The following is a 16,959-nucleotide window of genomic DNA, read 5'->3' on the forward strand; positions in this document are numbered from 1 at the left end:
AGGACGCTCCTCGGCTGGAGACCGCCGCGGAGCACGGCGGGAGGTGCCGCGCACCGCCCGGCCCACCGGTGTACGGGACGGGGGCCGGCGCGCTCATGCGGGCAGCCACCGCCGAACGCAGGCGATGAGGTCCTGGGTGTCGACGGGCTTGGTGACGTAGTCGCTGGCGCCCGAGGCGAGGCTCTTCTCCCGGTCACCGGGCATCGCCTTCGCGGTCACCGCGATGATCGGCAGCTCCGCGTACCGGGGGATCCGGCGGATCTCGGCCGTCGCCGTGTAGCCGTCCATCTCCGGCATCATCACGTCCATCAGGACGAGTGCGACGTCCGGGTGGTCGACCAGTGTCTCGATGCCCCGGCGCCCGTTCTCCGCGTGCAGGACCCGGAAGCCGTGCAGCTCCAGGATCCCGCTGAGCGCGAAGAGGTTGCGCGCGTCGTCGTCGACGACGAGGACGGTGCTCCCGGCGGGCGAGCCGTCCACGGCGGCCGGGGCCGGGGTCTGCTCCTCGGGCCGGACCAGGGACAGCACGTCCCCCGGTTCCTCGGCGGCCAGGTGCAGGGCGATGCGCTCCCGCAGTTCGTCGAGGCTGGACAGGAACTCCAGCGCCCCGCCCGGCGCACCCGAGCGCAGGTTCTCCTCCAGCGCCGCGTCCGCGCGGTGACCGCTGTGCACGAGCACCGGCACGCTCGCCAGCGCCGAGTCGCCGCGCAGGGCCTGAAGGAAACGGGACGCCTCGGCGTCCGGCATGCCCAGCTCGAGGACGACGCAGTGGCACGGCTCGGCCGCCAGCGCGCCGGCGGCCTCCTGCGCCCCCACGGCCGTGATGACGTCGAGCGGCGGCCGGTCGCCCGCGTCGTCCCGCCCGTGCGTCAGGTCGGCGATCACGCTCTCCGCGACGAGAGTCAGCAGACCGCGCGGACGCTCCTCCACGACGAGCAGCCGCCGCGGGCGCTGCCGGTGGCCGCCCGTGAGCTCGGGCACCGGCGCCTGGCGGGTGAGCACGTCGGCCGCCGACTCGGCCGGGGCGTGCTCCGCCGCCCGGTCGAACAGCTCCTCGAAGTCGGGCCGGGCCACGGGCAGGAACAGCGTGAACGTACTGCCCCGGTCGGGCGTGCTGTCCACGGTGACGGCGCCGCCGAGCAGCTGGGCGATCTCCCGGGTGATGGACAGGCCGAGCCCGGTGCCGCCGTACTTGCGGCTCGTCGTGCCGTCCGCCTGCTGGAAGGCGCCGAAGACCGACTCCAGGTTCTGCTCGGGGATGCCGATGCCCGTGTCCTTCACCCGGAAGGCCACCACGGCACCGCCCCGGATCACGCCGCTGGGCACCTCGTCGTCCGGAGCCGGTTCGACGGCCAGCTCGACCCCGCCCCGCTCGGTGAACTTCACCGCGTTGGACAGCAGGTTGCGCAGCACCTGACGCAGCCGGGAGTCGTCGGTGAGCAGGTCCGCCGGCGCTCCCGCGGCCGTCGTCACCGTGAACTCCAGACCCTTCTGCGTCGTCATGGGCCGGAAGGTGGCCTCGACGTATTCGATGAGCTGCCGCAGCGTCACACGCTCGGGGGCGACGTCCATCTTCCCCGCCTCGACCTTCGACAGGTCCAGGATGTCGTTGATCAGCTGGAGCAGGTCCGAGCCCGCGGAGTGGATGATGCCCGCGTACTCGACCTGCTTCGGGGTCAGGTTGCGCGACGGGTTCTGGGCGAGCAGCTGGGCGAGGATGAGCAGGCTGTTGAGCGGGGTGCGCAGCTCGTGGCTCATGTTGGCCAGGAACTCCGACTTGTACTTCGAGGCCAGCGACAGCTGCTGGGCGCGGGCCTCCAGCTCCTGCCGCGCCTGCTCGATCTGCAGGTTCTTCGCCTCGATGTCCCGGTTCTGCGTCGCCAGGAGGGACGCCTTGTCCCCCAGCTCCGCGTTGGAGCGCTGCAACTCGTCCTGCTGCACCTGGAGCTCCGCCGAGCGGGCCTGGAGCTCCGCGGTCAGGCGCTGCGACTCGGCGAGGAGCTCGTCGGTACGGGCGTTGGCCACGATCGTGTTGACGTTCACGCCGATGGTCTCCATCAGCATGTCCAGGAAGTCCCGGTGGACCTGCGTGAACGCGGTGACCGACGCCAGCTCGATCACGCCGAGGACCTGCCCCTCGACCACGATGGGCACCAGCACCAGGGCGGCCGGCACCACCTCGCCGAGCCCCGAGGAGATGGTCACGTAGCCCGGCGGCAGTTCGTCCACCACGATGGTGCGCCGACTGCGCGCCGCCTGGCCGACCAGGGTGCGGCCGAAGGCGATGCGCGTGGGCCGGCTCGCGTCCTCGGGATAGCCGTAGGAGCCCACGAGCCTGAGTTCGGGCCCGTCGTCGCCGTCCTCGGCCAGATAGAACGCGCCGTACTGGGCCGAGACCAGCGGCACCAGCTCGTCCATGATCAGCTCGGCGACCACGGGCAGGTCCCGGTGTCCCTGCATCAGCCCGGAGATCCGGGCGAGGTTGGTCTTGAGCCAGTCCTGCTCCTGGTTGGCCCGCGTGGTCTCACGCAGGGACTCCACCATGGAGTTGATGTTGTCCTTCAGCTCGGCGACCTCACCGGACGCCTCCACGTTGATGGAGCGGGTCAGATCGCCCTCGGCGACGGCGGAGGTGACCCCGGCGATCGCGCGGACCTGGCGGGTGAGGTTGCCGGCCAGCTCGTTGACGTTCTCCGTGAGGCGCTTCCACGTCCCGGAGACGCCCTCCACCTCGGCCTGGCCGCCGAGCCGGCCCTCGGTGCCCACCTCGCGGGCCACCCGGGTGACCTCGTCGGCGAAGGCGGAGAGCTGGTCGACCATCGTGTTGATGGTCGTCTTGAGCTCCAGGATCTCGCCGCGCGCGTCGACGTCGATCTTCTTCGACAGGTCGCCCCGGGCCACCGCGGTCGTCACCAGCGCGATGTTGCGCACCTGGCCGGTGAGGTTGTTGGCCATGGAGTTGACGTTGTCGGTCAGGTCCTTCCAGGTCCCGGCGACGTTCGGCACGTGGGCCTGGCCGCCGAGCCGGCCCTCGGTGCCGACCTCGCGGGCCACCCGGGTGACCTCGTCGGCGAACGCCGACAGCGTGTCGACCATCGTGTTGATGACGTCGGCCAGCGCCGCGACCTCGCCCTTGGCCTCGACCGTGATCCGCTGCGACAGGTCGCCGCGCGCGACGGCGGTGGCGACCTGCGTGATGGAGCGGACCTGGCCGGTGAGGTTGTTGGCCATGGAGTTGACGTTGTCGGTCAGGTCCTTCCAGGTGCCCGACACACCGCGCACCTGCGCGCGCCCGCCCAGGTTGCCCTCGGTGCCGACCTCGCGGGCGACGCGGGTGACCTCGTCGGCGAAGGCGGAGAGCTGGTCGACCATCGTGTTGATGGTGTTCTTCAGTTCGAGGATCTCGCCGCGGGCGTCCACGGTGATCTTCTGGGAGAGGTCGCCCTTGGCCACGGCGGTCGCCACCTGGGCGACGTTGCGGACCTGGTTGGTCAGGTTGCCCGCCATGAAGTTCACCGAGTCGGTGAGGTCGCGCCACGTGCCCCGGACGCCCTGGACGTCGGCCTGGCCGCCGAGCCGCCCGTCGGTGCCGACCTCGCGGGCGACGCGGGTGACCTCGTCGGCGAAGGCGGAGAGCTGGTCGACCATCGTGTTGATGGTGTTCTTGAGCTCGAGGATCTCGCCGCGGGCGTCCACGTCGATCTTCTGCGACAGGTCGCCCTTGGCCACCGCCGTGGCGACCTGGGCGATGTCGCGGACCTGGGTGGTCAGGTTCCCGGCCATGGCGTTGACCGAGTCCGTCAGGTCCGCCCAGGTACCCGAGACACCCGGCACCCGGGCCTGACCGCCGAGGGTCCCCTCGGTGCCGACCTCGCGGGCCACCCGGGTGACCTCGGAGGTGAACACGGACAACTGGTCCACCATGCCGTTGAAGACCTTGGCGATGTCGCCCATCAGGCCGTCCGCCTCGTCCGGCAGACGGGTGCCGAAATCGCCGTCCCGGACGGCCGTCAGGCCCGCGAGGAGGCGGCGCAACTCCTGGTCGCCCGGAACCGTGTCGACGGTCCCGGTGCTGTCGCTGGTCATGCGCACCCTCGTTCCGCTCCCCAGGAGCCCTCGGACGTGAGGACTCGGAACCCCTCCGGACCCCTCGGGCGGTCCGGCCTGTCGTGCGTGCTTTTCCGCAGTTCACGGATCTGCCCAAGGAGAAAAATACGTCAGAGGCTAACCCAGGTCCCGGGTGCGGACAAAGCGGGACCTCACCCGGTGGAGACCGGCGTCGCACGGATCATGCCGCGCGCGCGGGCCCGTCCGGGGGCGCCCGGCCCGATCTCGCCGCCGCCGATCGGCCCACGAGGTCCGAATGCGGCGGCCCGCGCCGGGTATCTGCTGCTGTGGAGCCGGTCAGGCCCGTGGCATCCGCCCGGCCCCACAGCCGTCACCGACGCGGGAGGGAAGGACAACGTGCCGATGGAGAGCATCTGGTCGTACACGGCGGGCAGCGGGTACGTGGCGGGACAGGACCTGACGGGCTGCACCGTCGTCGCGAGCGACGGCACCATCGGTCACGTGGACCGGCAGGCCGAACACTTCGGCATGCGGCACCTGGTCGTCGACACCGGCGTGTGGGTCTTCGGCCGGAGCGTGCTCGTGCCGGTCGGCATGGTCCGGGGCGTCGACCCCGAGGCCCGTACGGTCACGGTGGGCTGCACCAGGGCGCAGGTCAAGGACGCGCCCCGGTTCCGGACCGACAGCGAGACGATGGACCGGGAGTACCTGGCGTCCGTCGGCGACTACTACCACCGGCTGCCGCCGCGGGAGACCTCCGCGGACTGACCCGGCGCCGAACGACAGCACGGCGAACACCAGGGACACCACTGACATGGAACCGACCGACCAGATCAGCACGGCCTCGTACGGCGCCACGCCCCCGGGCGTACCGGCGCCCGGCGGGCCGGCACCGGGCGCCGTGACCGGCGCGGCGACGGCACGCGCGTACGCGGAGTCGGTGGCGCGCGCGCAATGGGGGTCGGGCCGCGGGGTGCGGGAGGAGGACGTCATCGACCTGCTGCTCGTCGTCTCGGAACTGGTCACCAACGCGATCCGGCACGGCGACGGACTGGCCGGTTTCGAGGTCCGGCCCACCGGCGAGGGCATGTGGATCGCCGTTCACGACAACAACGGACTGGTGCCCCGGGCCGCGTACGCGTTCCCCACCAGGCACCACGGGAGCGGCTACGGATGGCCGCTCGTCGCCCGCCTGGCCCGCGACATCGACGTCGAGCGGCACCAGGGAGGCGGAAAGACGATCAGCGTGCTGGTGCCCCTGCGCGACGCGGGCACCCCGTGACCCGGACCGTCACCGGCTGACCCGGACCGTCACCGGTCCCCGGGCGGTCACCAGGGCAGGAAGACGTGGATGTCCTTGCCCCGCTCGCCGGTGACGACACTCACCTGGTCGGACAGGGTGTGGATCAGATGCCAGCCGATACCGCCGCCGCCGCTGCTCGGATGGAAGGGGCGCGGCGCGGGCTCGGTCGTACTGGAGTCGTGCATCACCACGTGCACGCCGTCGAAGGTACGGCGCAGCCGCAGCTGGAACGGCCCCGGGGCGTACTGCACCGCGTTCGCCGCCAGCTCCGTGACGACGAGGAGTATGTCGTCCCAGTGCTCGGGCTGCGAGGGTGGTGACGCACGGGCCAGGTCGTAGAGGAACTCCTCCGCGACCAGACGTGCACCGGTCACATTGTGCAGCTCCCCGGTGAAGCTGGCGGTGCGGTTCGTGATCTCCTCGGAAGCCAGTGTCCTGTCCCAACGCGACTCGGCTGCCATTTCGCCTTCCCGGCCCGGAATCCGCCGGGCGTTGTCCCTTTTTCGCTTTCCCTTCGTCTGTAGTTCCCGTGCCGGCCGAGCCTACGCGCCTCGGTATGCCGGGCCGGGGCGCGGTGGCCAGGGGTGACAGGCCCGTGACCCGCGGCGAATTCCCCGGGAGGCACGGCGGTTTCGTGGTCGGCTCGCCGGTCACCGGAAGAACACGTTGTCCGAGTCCTCCCAGCCGGCCGGCTCCGCGGGCGGCGGCTGCGGCCGTCGGTGCGAGCGGGCCTCGTACATCGCGTCGATCTCGAAGGCGTAGGTCCGCACGATCTCGTCCCGCCGGAGTTTCATCGACGGTGTGAGCAGCCCGCCCGCCACGTCGAACGGAGTGGGCAGGACGCGGAAGACCCGGATGGACTCCGAGCGCGACACGGCGCTGTTGGCCGCGGCGACGGCCCGCGCGACCTCCTCCCGCAGGGCGTTCTCCTCGCGCGCCTCCCGGGCCGGGGCATCACCCTGCAGGGCCAGGCCCGCCCGCCAGTGCGTCAGGAAATCAGGGTCGAGCGTGAGCAGCGCGCCGACGCAGGGCCGGTTGTCGCCCACGACCACCGCCTGGTGGACGAGCGGGTGCATGCGCAGCCGCTGCTCCAGGGCGGCCGGGGCCACGCTCTTGCCGCCACTGGTGATGATGACGTCCTTCTTGCGACCCGTGATCGCCAGATAATTCTCGTCGTCCAGATGCCCGAGGTCCCCGGTGGCCAGCCAGCCGCCGCGCAGCACCGCACGGGTGGCTGCCTCGTCACCGACGTACCCCTGGAACAGCGACGGGCCGCGCACCAGGATCTCCCCGTCGTCGGCCACCCGGACCTCCATGCCGGGCAGCGGCTGCCCGACGGTGCCGGACTTCTCCCGGCCCAGCGGCTGCATCGTCAGCCCGCCGCTGGTCTCCGTCAGACCGTAGCCGTCGTGGACGTAGACGCCGATGCCCTCGTAGAAGAGGGACAGCTCGCGGCTGAGCGGCGAACCGCCCGACGTCGCGCGGCGTGCCCGGCCGCCCAGCGCGCTGCGCAGCCGGCAGTACACCGTCCGCTCGTACAGGGCGTGCTGGAGACGGAGGTCGAAACCGGGGCCCGGCCCCCTGCCCAGCCGCTGGCGTTCCAGCGCGGCGGCGAAGTCCCGCGCGGTGCCGGCGGCCCGCTCGAACAGCGCCCCGCGGCCCGCCTGCTGTGCGGTGCGCAGGAAATTCTTGTAGAGCTTCTCCAGGACCGAGGGGACGGCGTAGAAGTACGTCGGGCGGAAGGAGCGCAGGGCCGAGGCCAGCGCCTCCTCGGTCATCGCGGGCTCGTGCCCCATGAGCAGCTCGCCCCGGACGCACAGGCTCTGGATCATCAGCCCGTACACGTGGGAGAAGGGCAGGAAGGCGAGGACGGCGCCCTGCTCTCCCGCAGGCGCCACCGTGTGGCCCCAGCCCTCGAGCAGCGTGTCGCACGGGCCGGCCAGACTGCGGTGGCTCAGCGCGCAGCCCAGGGCGCGGCCGGACGTGCCCGAGGTGTAGGCGACGACCGCCGTGGAGTCCGGCAGCACGATGCGGCGCAGGGAGTCGACCGTGGCGAACGGGAGGAACTCACCACGCGCCACGAGCGTGTCCACCGCACCCGCGTCCAGCTGCCACACATGGCGCAGCGCCGGCAGCGAAGCGCACACCGAGCCGACGGTCATCACACTCTGCTCGTCCTCGACCACCACGGCCACGCAGCCCGCGTCCCGCAGGATCCACTCGACCTGGTCGCGCGAGGAGGTCGGATAGATCGGCACGACCTCGGCCCCCACCGCCCACAGCGCGTAGCTGAAGACCGTCCACTCGTACCGGGTGCGGGCCAGGATCGCCACGCGGTCCCCCGGCGAGATCCCGCACGCGATCAGCCCCTTGGCCAGGTCGACCACCTCGTCGCGGAACTCCACGGCCGTCACCTCCTGCCAGACGGCGGAGTCCGGGCCCCGGCGGCGGGCGAGCATCGGCAGCGCCGGCCTACGGGCAGCCGTCTCGAAGAGGCTGTCGGCGAGCCCCCCGGTCAGGGGCGGGACGGGCCGGGCAGCGAGAGCGAGGTCGCGCATGCGCTGGCTCCTGACGTGTACGGACGGTGGGCCCCACAGACGAGCACCGGCGAGCACCGCCGTCGGCTGTGCTCGGAATCTAGCCGAGCCGCAGGCGGCGGGGGGCCGGGACGGCAGAAGTGTTCCCGCCTGGTGATCTCGGCGGATCGGGGGACCCGTACGGCATGAGCTATACGAACCCCGACCCGGAACCCGAACGCACCACCGGACTGGAGCAGGGAGGCGGTGTGCCGCCCGGCGAGACCCCGCCTGCGGAGAGCAGCATGTCCGAGGCCGGCCCGTGGGAGGGGAACAATCCGCCCAAGGGCTGGGCCAAGGCACCCCTGGCCGTGATACTCGCCCTCGTGGCGCTCGTCGCGGCGGGCTTCCTGGGCTACGCCCTGGTCCTGATCCTCTGACGGGCCCCGGAAACGGTGACCCCGCGGGGCGTCTCAGGCCGCCTGAGTACGGCGTACGCACTCGGTGACGACGTCCCGCAGGCTGCCGGTGCGCTCCAGCAGCTCGCGCTGCACCCGGGCGCCGTTGCCGTGCCGCAGCAGCTCCGCGGCGCCCTCCCGCACCCGGTCGAGGTCGCCGTCGGCGGCCAGCGCCTCCCCGACGTGGTCCAGCAGGGCCCGTACGACCGTCTCGGCGGGCATCCGCCGCATCGTCGCGGGATGCAGCAGCTCCTCCGTCAGCCCCGACCGGGCGGCCCGCCAGGCCGCGAGGCGGAGCAGGCTCACGCTGTGCCCGGCCGGCTCCGCGCCCTCCCGCCACTCCCGCGCGGCCGTGTCGACCAGGGCGCGGGCGAGGGCGGCCACGACCACGGCCGTCCCGGAGTCCAGGCAGACGTCCGCGACCCGGAACTCGACCGTCGGGTAGCGCTGGGACAGCCGGACGTCGAAGTAGATCATCCCGTCGTCGAGGATCGTGCCGGTGGCGAGCATGTCCGCGACCCGGCGGTGATAGGTCTCCGCCGAACCGAACAGCTCCGTCGGACCGGCCGACGGCCAGCGCTGCCAGACCCGGCTGCGATAGCTGCTGTACGCCGAGTCCCTGCCCTGCCAGAAGGGGGAGTTCGCGCTCAGCGCGGCCAGCACCGGCAGCCAGGGCCGCACCCGGTCGATGACCGCGACGCCCTCCTCGTCGGACTCCACGGAGACGTGCACGTGGCAGCCGAGGACGAGCTGTTCGTGGACCACCACGCCGTACTGGTCGGCCATCCACTGGTAGCGGCGGTTCACGCCGACCGACGGGCTGACCGGCAGCGGCGACGTGGCGAGCGCGGCCACGGCGCAGCCGATCCCCCCGGCGTGCCGCCCGGCCTCCTCACGGCAGCGGACGATCTCCGCGTGCAGCCGCTCCATGTCCGCCTGCGGATGCGTCGCGAACTCGAGCATCTGCTCGTGCAGTTCCTTCTCGAACACGTCCTGTTCGGCATCGTCCAGCGAGGCCCGGGCGAGCACGGCGGCGGACAGGGCCCGCGGCTCGCCGGTCTCGGGGTCGACCAGGAGGAGCTCCTCCTCCACTCCGACGGTGCGCACGTGATGCCGCCTTTCTGTGGGCCCGGCCGCGGCGACGACGAGGTCTTCTCGGTTCTGGGACCACCGGGGACGAGGTCTCCCCGGTCCGTCCCAGGCCCACCGACTGCCCCGGGAGGGCGGCCGGACACCTGGTCGCGCCGCCGCGCCTCACAGGGCGTACGGCATCAGCCACACCGTGGCCAGGGGCGGGAGCGTGATCCGGATGCTCCCGTCCTCCGGCTTGACGGGGTCGGGACAGGTCACGCCGGAGCCGCCGTACTCCTCGGCGTCCGTGTTGAGGACCTCCTGCCAGGCGGTGACGTCGTCGCCGACCGCGAGCCCGTACTCGTGGCGGACGACCGGGGAGAAGTTCGACACCGCCAGCAGCGGAGTGCCGTCCGTGTCGAACCGCAGGAACGCGAAGACGTTGTCCTCGGCCGCGTCCACCGCGACCCAGCGGAATCCGGCCGGATCGGTGTCGCGCCGCCACAGGGCCGGGGTCCGCCCGTAGCGGGTGTTGAGGTCGCGCACCAGATCCTGGATGCCGCGGTGGTCCGCGGCGGAGTGGTACCCCTCGTCGAGCAGCCACCACTCGGGGCCCTGCTTCTCCGACCATTCGGCGCCCTGCGCGAACTCCTGCCCCATGAACAGCAGCTGCTTGCCCGGGTGCGCCCACATGAAGCCGAGGTAGGCGCGGACGTTGGCCCGCCGCTGCCACCAGTCGCCCGGCATCTTCGACACCAGCGCCTGCTTGCCGTGCACCACCTCGTCGTGCGAGATCGGCAGGACGTAGTTCTCGCTGTACGCGTACACCATCGAGAAGGTCATCTCGTGGTGGTGGTACCTGCGGTGCACCGGCTCGTGGGCGGCGTACTCCAGCGAGTCGTGCATCCAGCCCATGTTCCACTTCAGGCCGAAGCCGAGCCCGCCGGTGTCGGTGGGCCGGGTCACCCCGCCCCACGCGGTCGACTCCTCGGCGATCGTCACCACGCCGGGGCAGCGCCGGTAGACGGTCGCGTTCATCTCCTGGAGGAACGCCATGGCCGCCAGGTCCTCCCGGCCGCCGTACTGGTTGGGCTCCCACTGGCCCGAGTCGCGCGAGTAGTCCAGGTAGAGCATCGAGGCGACCGCGTCGACGCGCAGCCCGTCGATGTGGAACTCCTCGCACCAGTACACCGCGTTCGCCACGAGGAAGTTGCGCACCTCGGTCCGCGCGAAGTCGAAGGTGTACGTCCCCCAGTCCGGGTGCTCCGCGCGCCGGGAGTCCCCGGGTTCGTACAGCGGGTCCCCGTCGAACCGGGCCAGCGCCCAGTCGTCCTTCGGGAAGTGCGCCGGCACCCAGTCCATGATGACGCCGATCCCCGCCCGGTGCAGGGCGTCGACCAGGTACCGGAAGTCGTCGGGCGAGCCGAGGCGCGCGGTCGGCGCGTAGAAGCCGGTGACCTGGTAGCCCCAGGACGGGCCGTAGGGGTGCTCGGCGACCGGCATCAGCTCGACATGGGTGAAGCCCAGGTCCCGGACGTAGGCGGGCAGCTCATCGGCCAGCTCGCGGTAGGTCAGCCCCGGCCGCCAGGACGGCAGGTGTACCTCGTACACCGAGAACGGCGCCTCGTGCACGGGCGTGTCGGCGCGGGTCCGCATCCACTCCCGGTCGCCCCACTCGTAGTGCGAGGCCGTCACCACGGACGCCGTGTTCGGGGGCTCCTCGGCGGCCCGGGCCATCGGGTCGGCCTTGAGGACCCGGTGCCCGTACCGCGAGTGGACCTCGAACTTGTACCGGGTGCCCTCACCGACGCCCGGCAGGAACAGCTCCCACACCCCGGACGAACCGAGCGAGCGCATCGGGAACGCCGTGCCGTCCCAGTGGCTGAAGTCGGTGGCGACCCGCACCCCCTGGGCGTTCGGCGCCCACACCGTGAACCGGGTGCCGGCGACGCCCGCGTGGGTCATCGGCTCCGCGCCGAGGGCCTGCCACAGCTGCTCGTGCCGGCCCTCGGCGATCAGGTGCAGGTCGAGGTCGCCGAGTGCGGGCAGGAAGCGGTACGGGTCGTGCGTCTCGTGCTCGCCCTCCTCGTAGGCCACGACGAGGGTGTACGCGGGGATCTCCGCCAGCGGCAGGACCCCGGAGAAGAGGCCGTCCTCCTCCGACACGAGGGCGTGGCGCTCGCCGTCGACGACCACGCTCACCCCGCGGGCGAAGGGACGCAGCGCCCGGAAGGCGATGCCGCCGGGCACCGGGTGGGAGCCGAGCAGGGCGTGCGGGTCGTGGTGGGCGCCCGCCAGCAGGCGCCCCCGGTCGGTGGGGTCGAGGGGCGGGGCGGCCCCGCACGCACCGGGTGTGGGCGGGACGGGACCGGACGGCTCGGGGAGCGAGGTGTCGCGGAGGGCCACGGGTCAGTCTCCTCTCACGGCGAGTCGTTCGATCGCCGCCATGGGTACGGGAAGCCAGTCGGGGCGGTGCCGGGCCTCGTACAGCACCTCATACACGGCGCGGTCCGTCTCGTAGGCGCGCAGCAGGCCGTGCTTCTTACGGGGGTCCCACCCGGCGCGGGCGGCGTAGCCCGCGCAGAACGCCTCCCGGCAGCGGCGCGCCCACTCGGGGCGCCACGGGCGGCGCTGCCGGGCGGCGTAGTCGAAGGAGCGCAGCATGCCCGCGATGTCCCGCACGGGGGAGTGGGCGCTGCGTCGTTCGGACAGCGGTCGGGACGGTTCCCCCTCGAAGTCGATGACGAACCAGTCCCGGCCGGCCCGCAGTACCTGCCCCAGATGCAGGTCGCCGTGGATACGCTGGGCGGGCGGTCCGGAGTCGCAGGTGGACAGCGCCGCGAAGGCCGCCCGCAGCCCGGGCACGAAGGGCTGCAGCGCCGGTACGCAGTGCGCGGCGGCGGTCAGCCGCTCGGTCATCGCCGCCGCCGTCCGGTCGTTCTCCCCGGGCGGGCCGGCCGGGAAGGCGGAGGCCAGCGCGAGGTGCACGTCGGCCATCGCCTGGCCCAGTTCATGGGCCTGGACGGTGAAGTCGTCCCCGGCTGCCAGCGCGTCCAGGGACAGCGTCCAGCCGTCGGAGGCGTCGTGCAGGAACGGCTGGAGCACGCCGAGCGTCGCCTGGTACGGATGGGTGGTCCGCATCCACGCCACCGGTGCGGGGACCCGGCCGCAGCCCTGCCGGGCCAGCGCGTCCGGCACCTCCAGGTCGGGGTTGACGCCGGGCTGGATGCGCCGGAAGAGCTTCAGGATGAACTCGTCGCCGTAGATCAGCGACGAGTTGGACTGCTCGGCGTCCAGCAGCCGCGGCGCGAGTCCGCCGGGCACCGGCCGCGCGGGGTCGGACTCGAAGCGCAGCGGTCCCGCCTTGCCGGGACGCCTGAGCCGTTCCAGGAGCAGCTGGGCCGTCCGGGGGTCGTGCAGCGCGTCGTAGACCGTCCGGCCGGCCAGCGGGCCGTCCTGCACCTGCCCGATGAGCGCCCGGCCCAGACGCGGCGACGGCTGCTCGCGCACGCCGAGCAGCAGTTGGTAGCAGTCGCCGGCCGGGGGAGCGCCGCCCGGCGCGGGCACGGGGCCGTGCCCGGTGTGCACCAGGAGGTGCAGACAGCCCGGGAAGAGCTCGGTCATCGACAGCAGACCGAGCTCTTCCACGGGGCGGTCCTTGCCCGCGAACCAGCGCTGGCGCGGCAGCCACTCCCGCAGCAGCCCGTCGAGCGAGGCCATGGGCTCGGCGAGATGCCTGCGTCTGGGGCGCAGGGGTGCGGTCTTCGGCATGGTGACGCGTCCTTTCCTCGGCCCACGCTCACACGCGGCGGCCGATGCGGGATGCGACTCGGGTGAGCCGGAACCAGTAGAAGCCGTGGCCCCCGAGGGTCAGCAGGTACGGCAGCTCGCCGATGGCGGGGAAGCGGACCCCGCCGAACAACTCGACCGGATGCCGCCCGGCGAACTCGCGCAGGTCGAGTTCGGTGGGCTGGGCGAACCGCGCGAAGTTGTTCACGCACAGCACCAGGTCGTCCTCGTACTCCCGCAGGAAGGCCAGCACGGCGGGGTTGGAGGAGGGCAGTTCGGTGTAGGTGCCGAGGCCGAAGGCGGGGTTCTGCTTGCGGATCTCGATCATCCGGCGGGTCCAGTGCAGGAGTGAGGACGGCGAGGCCATGGACGCCTCGACGTTCGTGACCTGGTAGCCGTAGACCGGGTCCATGATCGTCGGCAGGTACAGGCGCCCCGGATCGCAGGTCGAGAAGCCGGCGTTGCGGTCCGGGGTCCACTGCATCGGGGTGCGGACCGCGTCGCGGTCGCCGAGCCAGATGTTGTCGCCCATGCCGATCTCGTCGCCGTAGTAGAGGATCGGTGATCCCGGGAGGGCGAGCAGCAGGGCGGTGAACAGCTCGATCTGGTCGCGGTCGTTGTCCAGCAGGGTGGCGAGCCGGCGCCGGATGCCGATGTTGGCGCGCATGCGCGGGTCCTTGGCGTACTCCGCGTACATGTAGTCGCGCTCTTCGTCGGTGACCATCTCGAGGGTGAGCTCGTCGTGGTTGCGCAGGAAGATGCCCCACTGGCAGCCGGACGGGATGGCCGGGGTCTTGGCGAGGATCTCGGAGACCGGGTAGCGGGACTCCCTTCTGACCGCCATGAAGATCCGGGGCATGACCGGGAAGTGGAACGCCATGTGGCACTCGTCGCCGCCCGCGGAGTAGTCGCCGAAGTAGTCGACGACGTCCTCGGGCCACTGGTTGGCCTCGGCCAGCAGCACGGTGTCCGGGTAGTGCGCGTCGATCTCGCGGCGGACCCGCTTGAGGAACTCGTGGCTGGCGGGCAGGTTCTCGCAGTTGGTGCCCTCTTCGGCGTACAGATAGGGCACGGCGTCGAGGCGGTAGCCGTCGACGCCCAGGTCCAGCCAGAACTTCAGGGCGGCCAGCATCTCCTCCTGGACGGCCGGGTTCTCGTAGTTGAGGTCGGGCTGGTGGGTGAAGAAGCGGTGCCAGTAGTACTGTCCGCGGACCGGGTCGTAGGTCCAGTTGGACGCCTCGGTGTCGACGAAGATGATGCGGGCGTCGGAGTAGCGGGTGTCGTCGTCCGCCCAGACGTAGTAGTCGCCGTACGGGCCGTCCGGGTTCTTGCGGGACTCCTGGAACCACGGGTGCTGGTCGCTGGTGTGGTTCATGACGAAGTCGATGATCACGCGCATGCCGCGCTGGTGGGCGGCGTCGATGAACTCGACGAAGTCGGCCAGGTCGCCGAACTCGGGCAGGACGGCGGTGTAGTCGGAGACGTCGTAGCCGCCGTCGCGCAGGGGTGACTTGAAGAAGGGCGGGAGCCAGAGGCAGTCCACGCCCAGCCATTGCAGGTAGTCCAGTTTGGCGGTGAGGCCCTTGAGGTCGCCGACGCCGTCGCCGTTGCTGTCCTGGAAGGAGCGGACGAGGACCTCGTAGAAGACGGCTCGTTTGAACCAGTCCGGGTCACGGTCCTTGACCGGCGTGTCCTCGAAGGTGTCCGGCACGGGCTCGTTCACGGTCATGAGGCTGCTGACCCTTCGTTCTGGGGCGTGTCGGCGGACGGCCGCCGGACGTGGAAGACGTGCGCGGGGGCCCGGCCGGGCTCCAGCCGCACGTAGTTCGTCCGGCCCCAGTGGTAGGTCTCATCCGTGAGTTCGTCGTGGACCGGTACCGACTCGTGCCAGTCGAGGCCGAGCTGCGGCATGTCGAGCGAGATCGTGGCCTCCTGGGTGCGGTGCGGATCGAGGTTGGCTACCACCAGCACGACGTCGGACCCCACGCGCTTGCTGTACGCGATCAGCGCGTCGTTGTCGGTCCGGTGGAAGCGCAGGTTCCTGAGCCGGTGCAGCGCGGGGTGGGCGCGCCGGATGGTGTTGAGCTTGGTGAGGAGGGGGGCGATGGTGCGGCCCTCGCGTGCGGCGGCGGCCCAGTCGCGGGGTTTGAGCTGGTACTTCTCGGAGTCGAGGTATTCCTCGCTGCCTTCGCGCAGGGGGGTGTTCTCGCAGAGTTCGTAGCCGCTGTAGATGCCCCAGGTGGGGGAGAGGGTGGCGGCGAGGACGGCGCGGACCTCGAAGGCGGGGCGTCCGCCGTGCTGGAGGTGGGCGTGCAGGATGTCGGGGGTGTTGGTGAAGAGGTTGGGCCGCATGTAGGAGGCGGCGTCGCCGGTCAGTTCGGTGAGGTACTCGGTGAGTTCCCGTTTGGTGTTGCGCCAGGTGAAGTAGGTGTAGGACTGCTGGAAGCCGATCTGGGCCAGGGTGTGCATCATCGCGGGGCGGGTGAAGGCTTCCGCGAGGAAGACGACGTCGGGGTCGGTGTGGTTGATGTCGCCGATGACCCTCTCCCAGAAGGCGACGGGTTTGGTGTGGGGGTTGTCGACGCGGAAGATCCGTACCCCGTGGTCCATCCAGTGGCGCAGGACGCGGACGGTTTCGGCGGCGATGCCGTCGGGGTCGGCGTCGAAGGCGATGGGGTAGATGTCCTGGTACTTCTTGGGCGGGTTCTCGGCGTGGGCGATGGTGCCGTCGGGGCGGTGGTGGAACCACTCGGGGTGTTTGTGGACCCAGGGGTGGTCGGGGGAGCACTGGAGGGCGAAGTCCAGGGCCACCTCGAGGCCCAGTCGGGTGGCCTCGGTGACGAAGTGGTCGAAGTCGTCGATGGTGCCGAGCTGGGGGTGGACGGTGTCGTGGCCGCCTTCGGGGGAGCCGATGGCCCAGGGGACGCCGACGTCGTCGGGGGTGGCGGAGAGGCTGTTGTTGCGGCCCTTGCGGTGGGTGGTGCCGATGGGGTGGATCGGGGGGAGGTAGACGACGTCGAAGCCCATCGCGGCGATGGCGGGGAGGCGGCGGGCGGCGGTGCGGAAGGTGCCGTGGGGCTGGGTGGGGGTGCCCTCGGAGCGGGGGAAGAACTCGTACCAGGCGCCGTACAGGGCGCGTTCGCGTTCCACGAGCAGGGGCAGCGGGTCGGAGGTGGTGACCAGCTCCCGCAGCGGATGCCGGGCCAGCACCGCGTCCACCTCGGGCGTCAACGCCGCCGCCAACCGGGTGGCCACCGGCAGCGTGTCGTCCAGCAGGGCCGTCGCGGCGGCCAGTACCACCTCACGCCCGGCGCTCTTCGGTACCCCCGCGGCGGCCCGCCGGTACAGCTCGGCGCCCTCCTCCAGGACCAGGCCGGTGTCGATGCCGGCCGGCACCTTGATCCGCGCGTGGCGCTGCCAGGTGGCGACGGGGTCGCTCCACGCCTCCACCCGGTAGGTCCAGTCGCCCGGGGTGCCCGGGGTGACCTCGGCCCCCCAGCGGTCACTGCCCGGGGCCAGCTCCCGCATCGGCGTCCACGGGCCCGGCCGGCCCTCGGGGTCCTTCAGCACGACGTTGGCGGCCACCGCGTCGTGCCCCTCGCGGAACACGGTCGCGGTGACCTCGAACGTCTCGCCCGCCACCGCCTTCGCCGGGCGTCTGCCGTACTCCACCACCGGGTGGACGTCCCGTACCGGGATACGTCCGATCCCCACGGTCGCACTCATCCGTTCTCACCTCCGCCGTGCTCGGGGC

11 protein-coding genes are annotated in these 16,959 nt (G+C 71.7%); 3 read left to right on the plus strand and 8 right to left on the minus strand.

Annotation, left to right across the window (positions count from 1 at the left end; translation table 11 throughout):
• Positions 1-93 precede the first annotated feature (93 nt).
• Positions 94-4,086: a HAMP domain-containing protein gene (locus QC283_RS17585; protein WP_279562482.1), complete on the minus strand. Its 3,993-nt coding sequence runs from the start codon at positions 4,084-4,086 to the stop codon at positions 94-96.
• A gap of 384 nt (positions 4,087-4,470) precedes the next feature.
• On the opposite strand from QC283_RS17585, the gene QC283_RS17590 reads away from it, so the two are divergent.
• Both QC283_RS17590 and QC283_RS17595 read left to right on the plus strand, forming a co-directional pair.
• On the plus strand, positions 4,471-4,836 hold the full coding sequence (locus QC283_RS17590; protein ID WP_279562483.1) for a PRC-barrel domain-containing protein: 366 nt from the start codon (positions 4,471-4,473) through the stop codon (positions 4,834-4,836).
• Positions 4,837-4,882: 46 nt separating this feature from the next.
• A complete protein-coding gene (locus QC283_RS17595) occupies positions 4,883-5,350 on the plus strand; it encodes an ATP-binding protein (protein WP_279562484.1) in 468 nt (155 codons plus the stop codon).
• A gap of 47 nt (positions 5,351-5,397) precedes the next feature.
• Here the strand turns inward: QC283_RS17595 and QC283_RS17600 are convergent, their stop codons facing one another.
• Together QC283_RS17600 and QC283_RS17605 are read right to left on the minus strand one after the other, a co-directional pair.
• Positions 5,398-5,832 (minus strand): ATP-binding protein, encoded by a 435-nt coding sequence (locus QC283_RS17600; protein ID WP_279562485.1) that lies wholly within the window; start codon positions 5,830-5,832, stop codon positions 5,398-5,400.
• A gap of 189 nt (positions 5,833-6,021) precedes the next feature.
• Positions 6,022-7,929 carry an AMP-dependent synthetase/ligase gene (locus tag QC283_RS17605; protein WP_279562486.1) on the minus strand — a complete coding sequence of 636 codons (1,908 nt, stop codon included), beginning with the start codon at positions 7,927-7,929 and terminating at the stop codon, positions 6,022-6,024.
• A 164-nt stretch (positions 7,930-8,093) separates the two neighbouring features.
• Between QC283_RS17605 and QC283_RS17610 the strand changes: the two genes are divergently transcribed.
• The gene (locus tag QC283_RS17610) at positions 8,094-8,327 is read left to right on the plus strand and encodes a DUF6480 family protein (RefSeq protein ID WP_279562487.1); all 234 of its coding nucleotides are present in this window, start codon (positions 8,094-8,096) and stop codon (positions 8,325-8,327) included.
• Positions 8,328-8,360: 33 nt separating this feature from the next.
• Here QC283_RS17610 and QC283_RS17615 read toward each other — a convergent pair whose 3' ends face one another.
• The 5 genes from QC283_RS17615 to QC283_RS17635 all read right to left on the minus strand — a co-directional run bounded on the left by QC283_RS17615 (position 8,361) and on the right by QC283_RS17635 (position 16,931).
• Positions 8,361-9,452, minus strand: a complete 1,092-nt coding sequence (locus QC283_RS17615) for a glutamate--cysteine ligase 2 (protein WP_279562488.1) — start codon at positions 9,450-9,452, stop codon at positions 8,361-8,363.
• Positions 9,453-9,599: 147 nt separating this feature from the next.
• A complete protein-coding gene (gene glgB / locus QC283_RS17620; RefSeq protein ID WP_279562489.1) occupies positions 9,600-11,822 on the minus strand; it encodes a 1,4-alpha-glucan branching enzyme in 2,223 nt (740 codons plus the stop codon).
• A 3-nt stretch (positions 11,823-11,825) separates the two neighbouring features.
• On the minus strand, positions 11,826-13,187 hold the full coding sequence (locus QC283_RS17625) for a maltokinase N-terminal cap-like domain-containing protein (protein WP_279562490.1): 1,362 nt from the start codon (positions 13,185-13,187) through the stop codon (positions 11,826-11,828).
• 28 nt (positions 13,188-13,215) lie between these two features.
• Positions 13,216-14,934 carry a maltose alpha-D-glucosyltransferase gene (gene treS / locus QC283_RS17630; RefSeq protein ID WP_279562491.1) on the minus strand — a complete coding sequence of 573 codons (1,719 nt, stop codon included), beginning with the start codon at positions 14,932-14,934 and terminating at the stop codon, positions 13,216-13,218.
• Positions 14,931-16,931, minus strand: coding sequence for an alpha-1,4-glucan--maltose-1-phosphate maltosyltransferase (locus QC283_RS17635; RefSeq protein WP_279562492.1), 2,001 nt, complete (start codon positions 16,929-16,931; stop codon positions 14,931-14,933). Before QC283_RS17635 ends, treS begins: the two co-directional genes overlap by 4 nt.
• Between the last annotated feature and the right edge of the window lie 28 nt (positions 16,932-16,959).

Origin of the sequence: Streptomyces sp. DH41 (assembly GCF_029813785.1) — a bacterium.
In the GTDB taxonomy this organism is placed as follows: Bacteria; Actinomycetota; Actinomycetes; order Streptomycetales; family Streptomycetaceae; genus Streptomyces.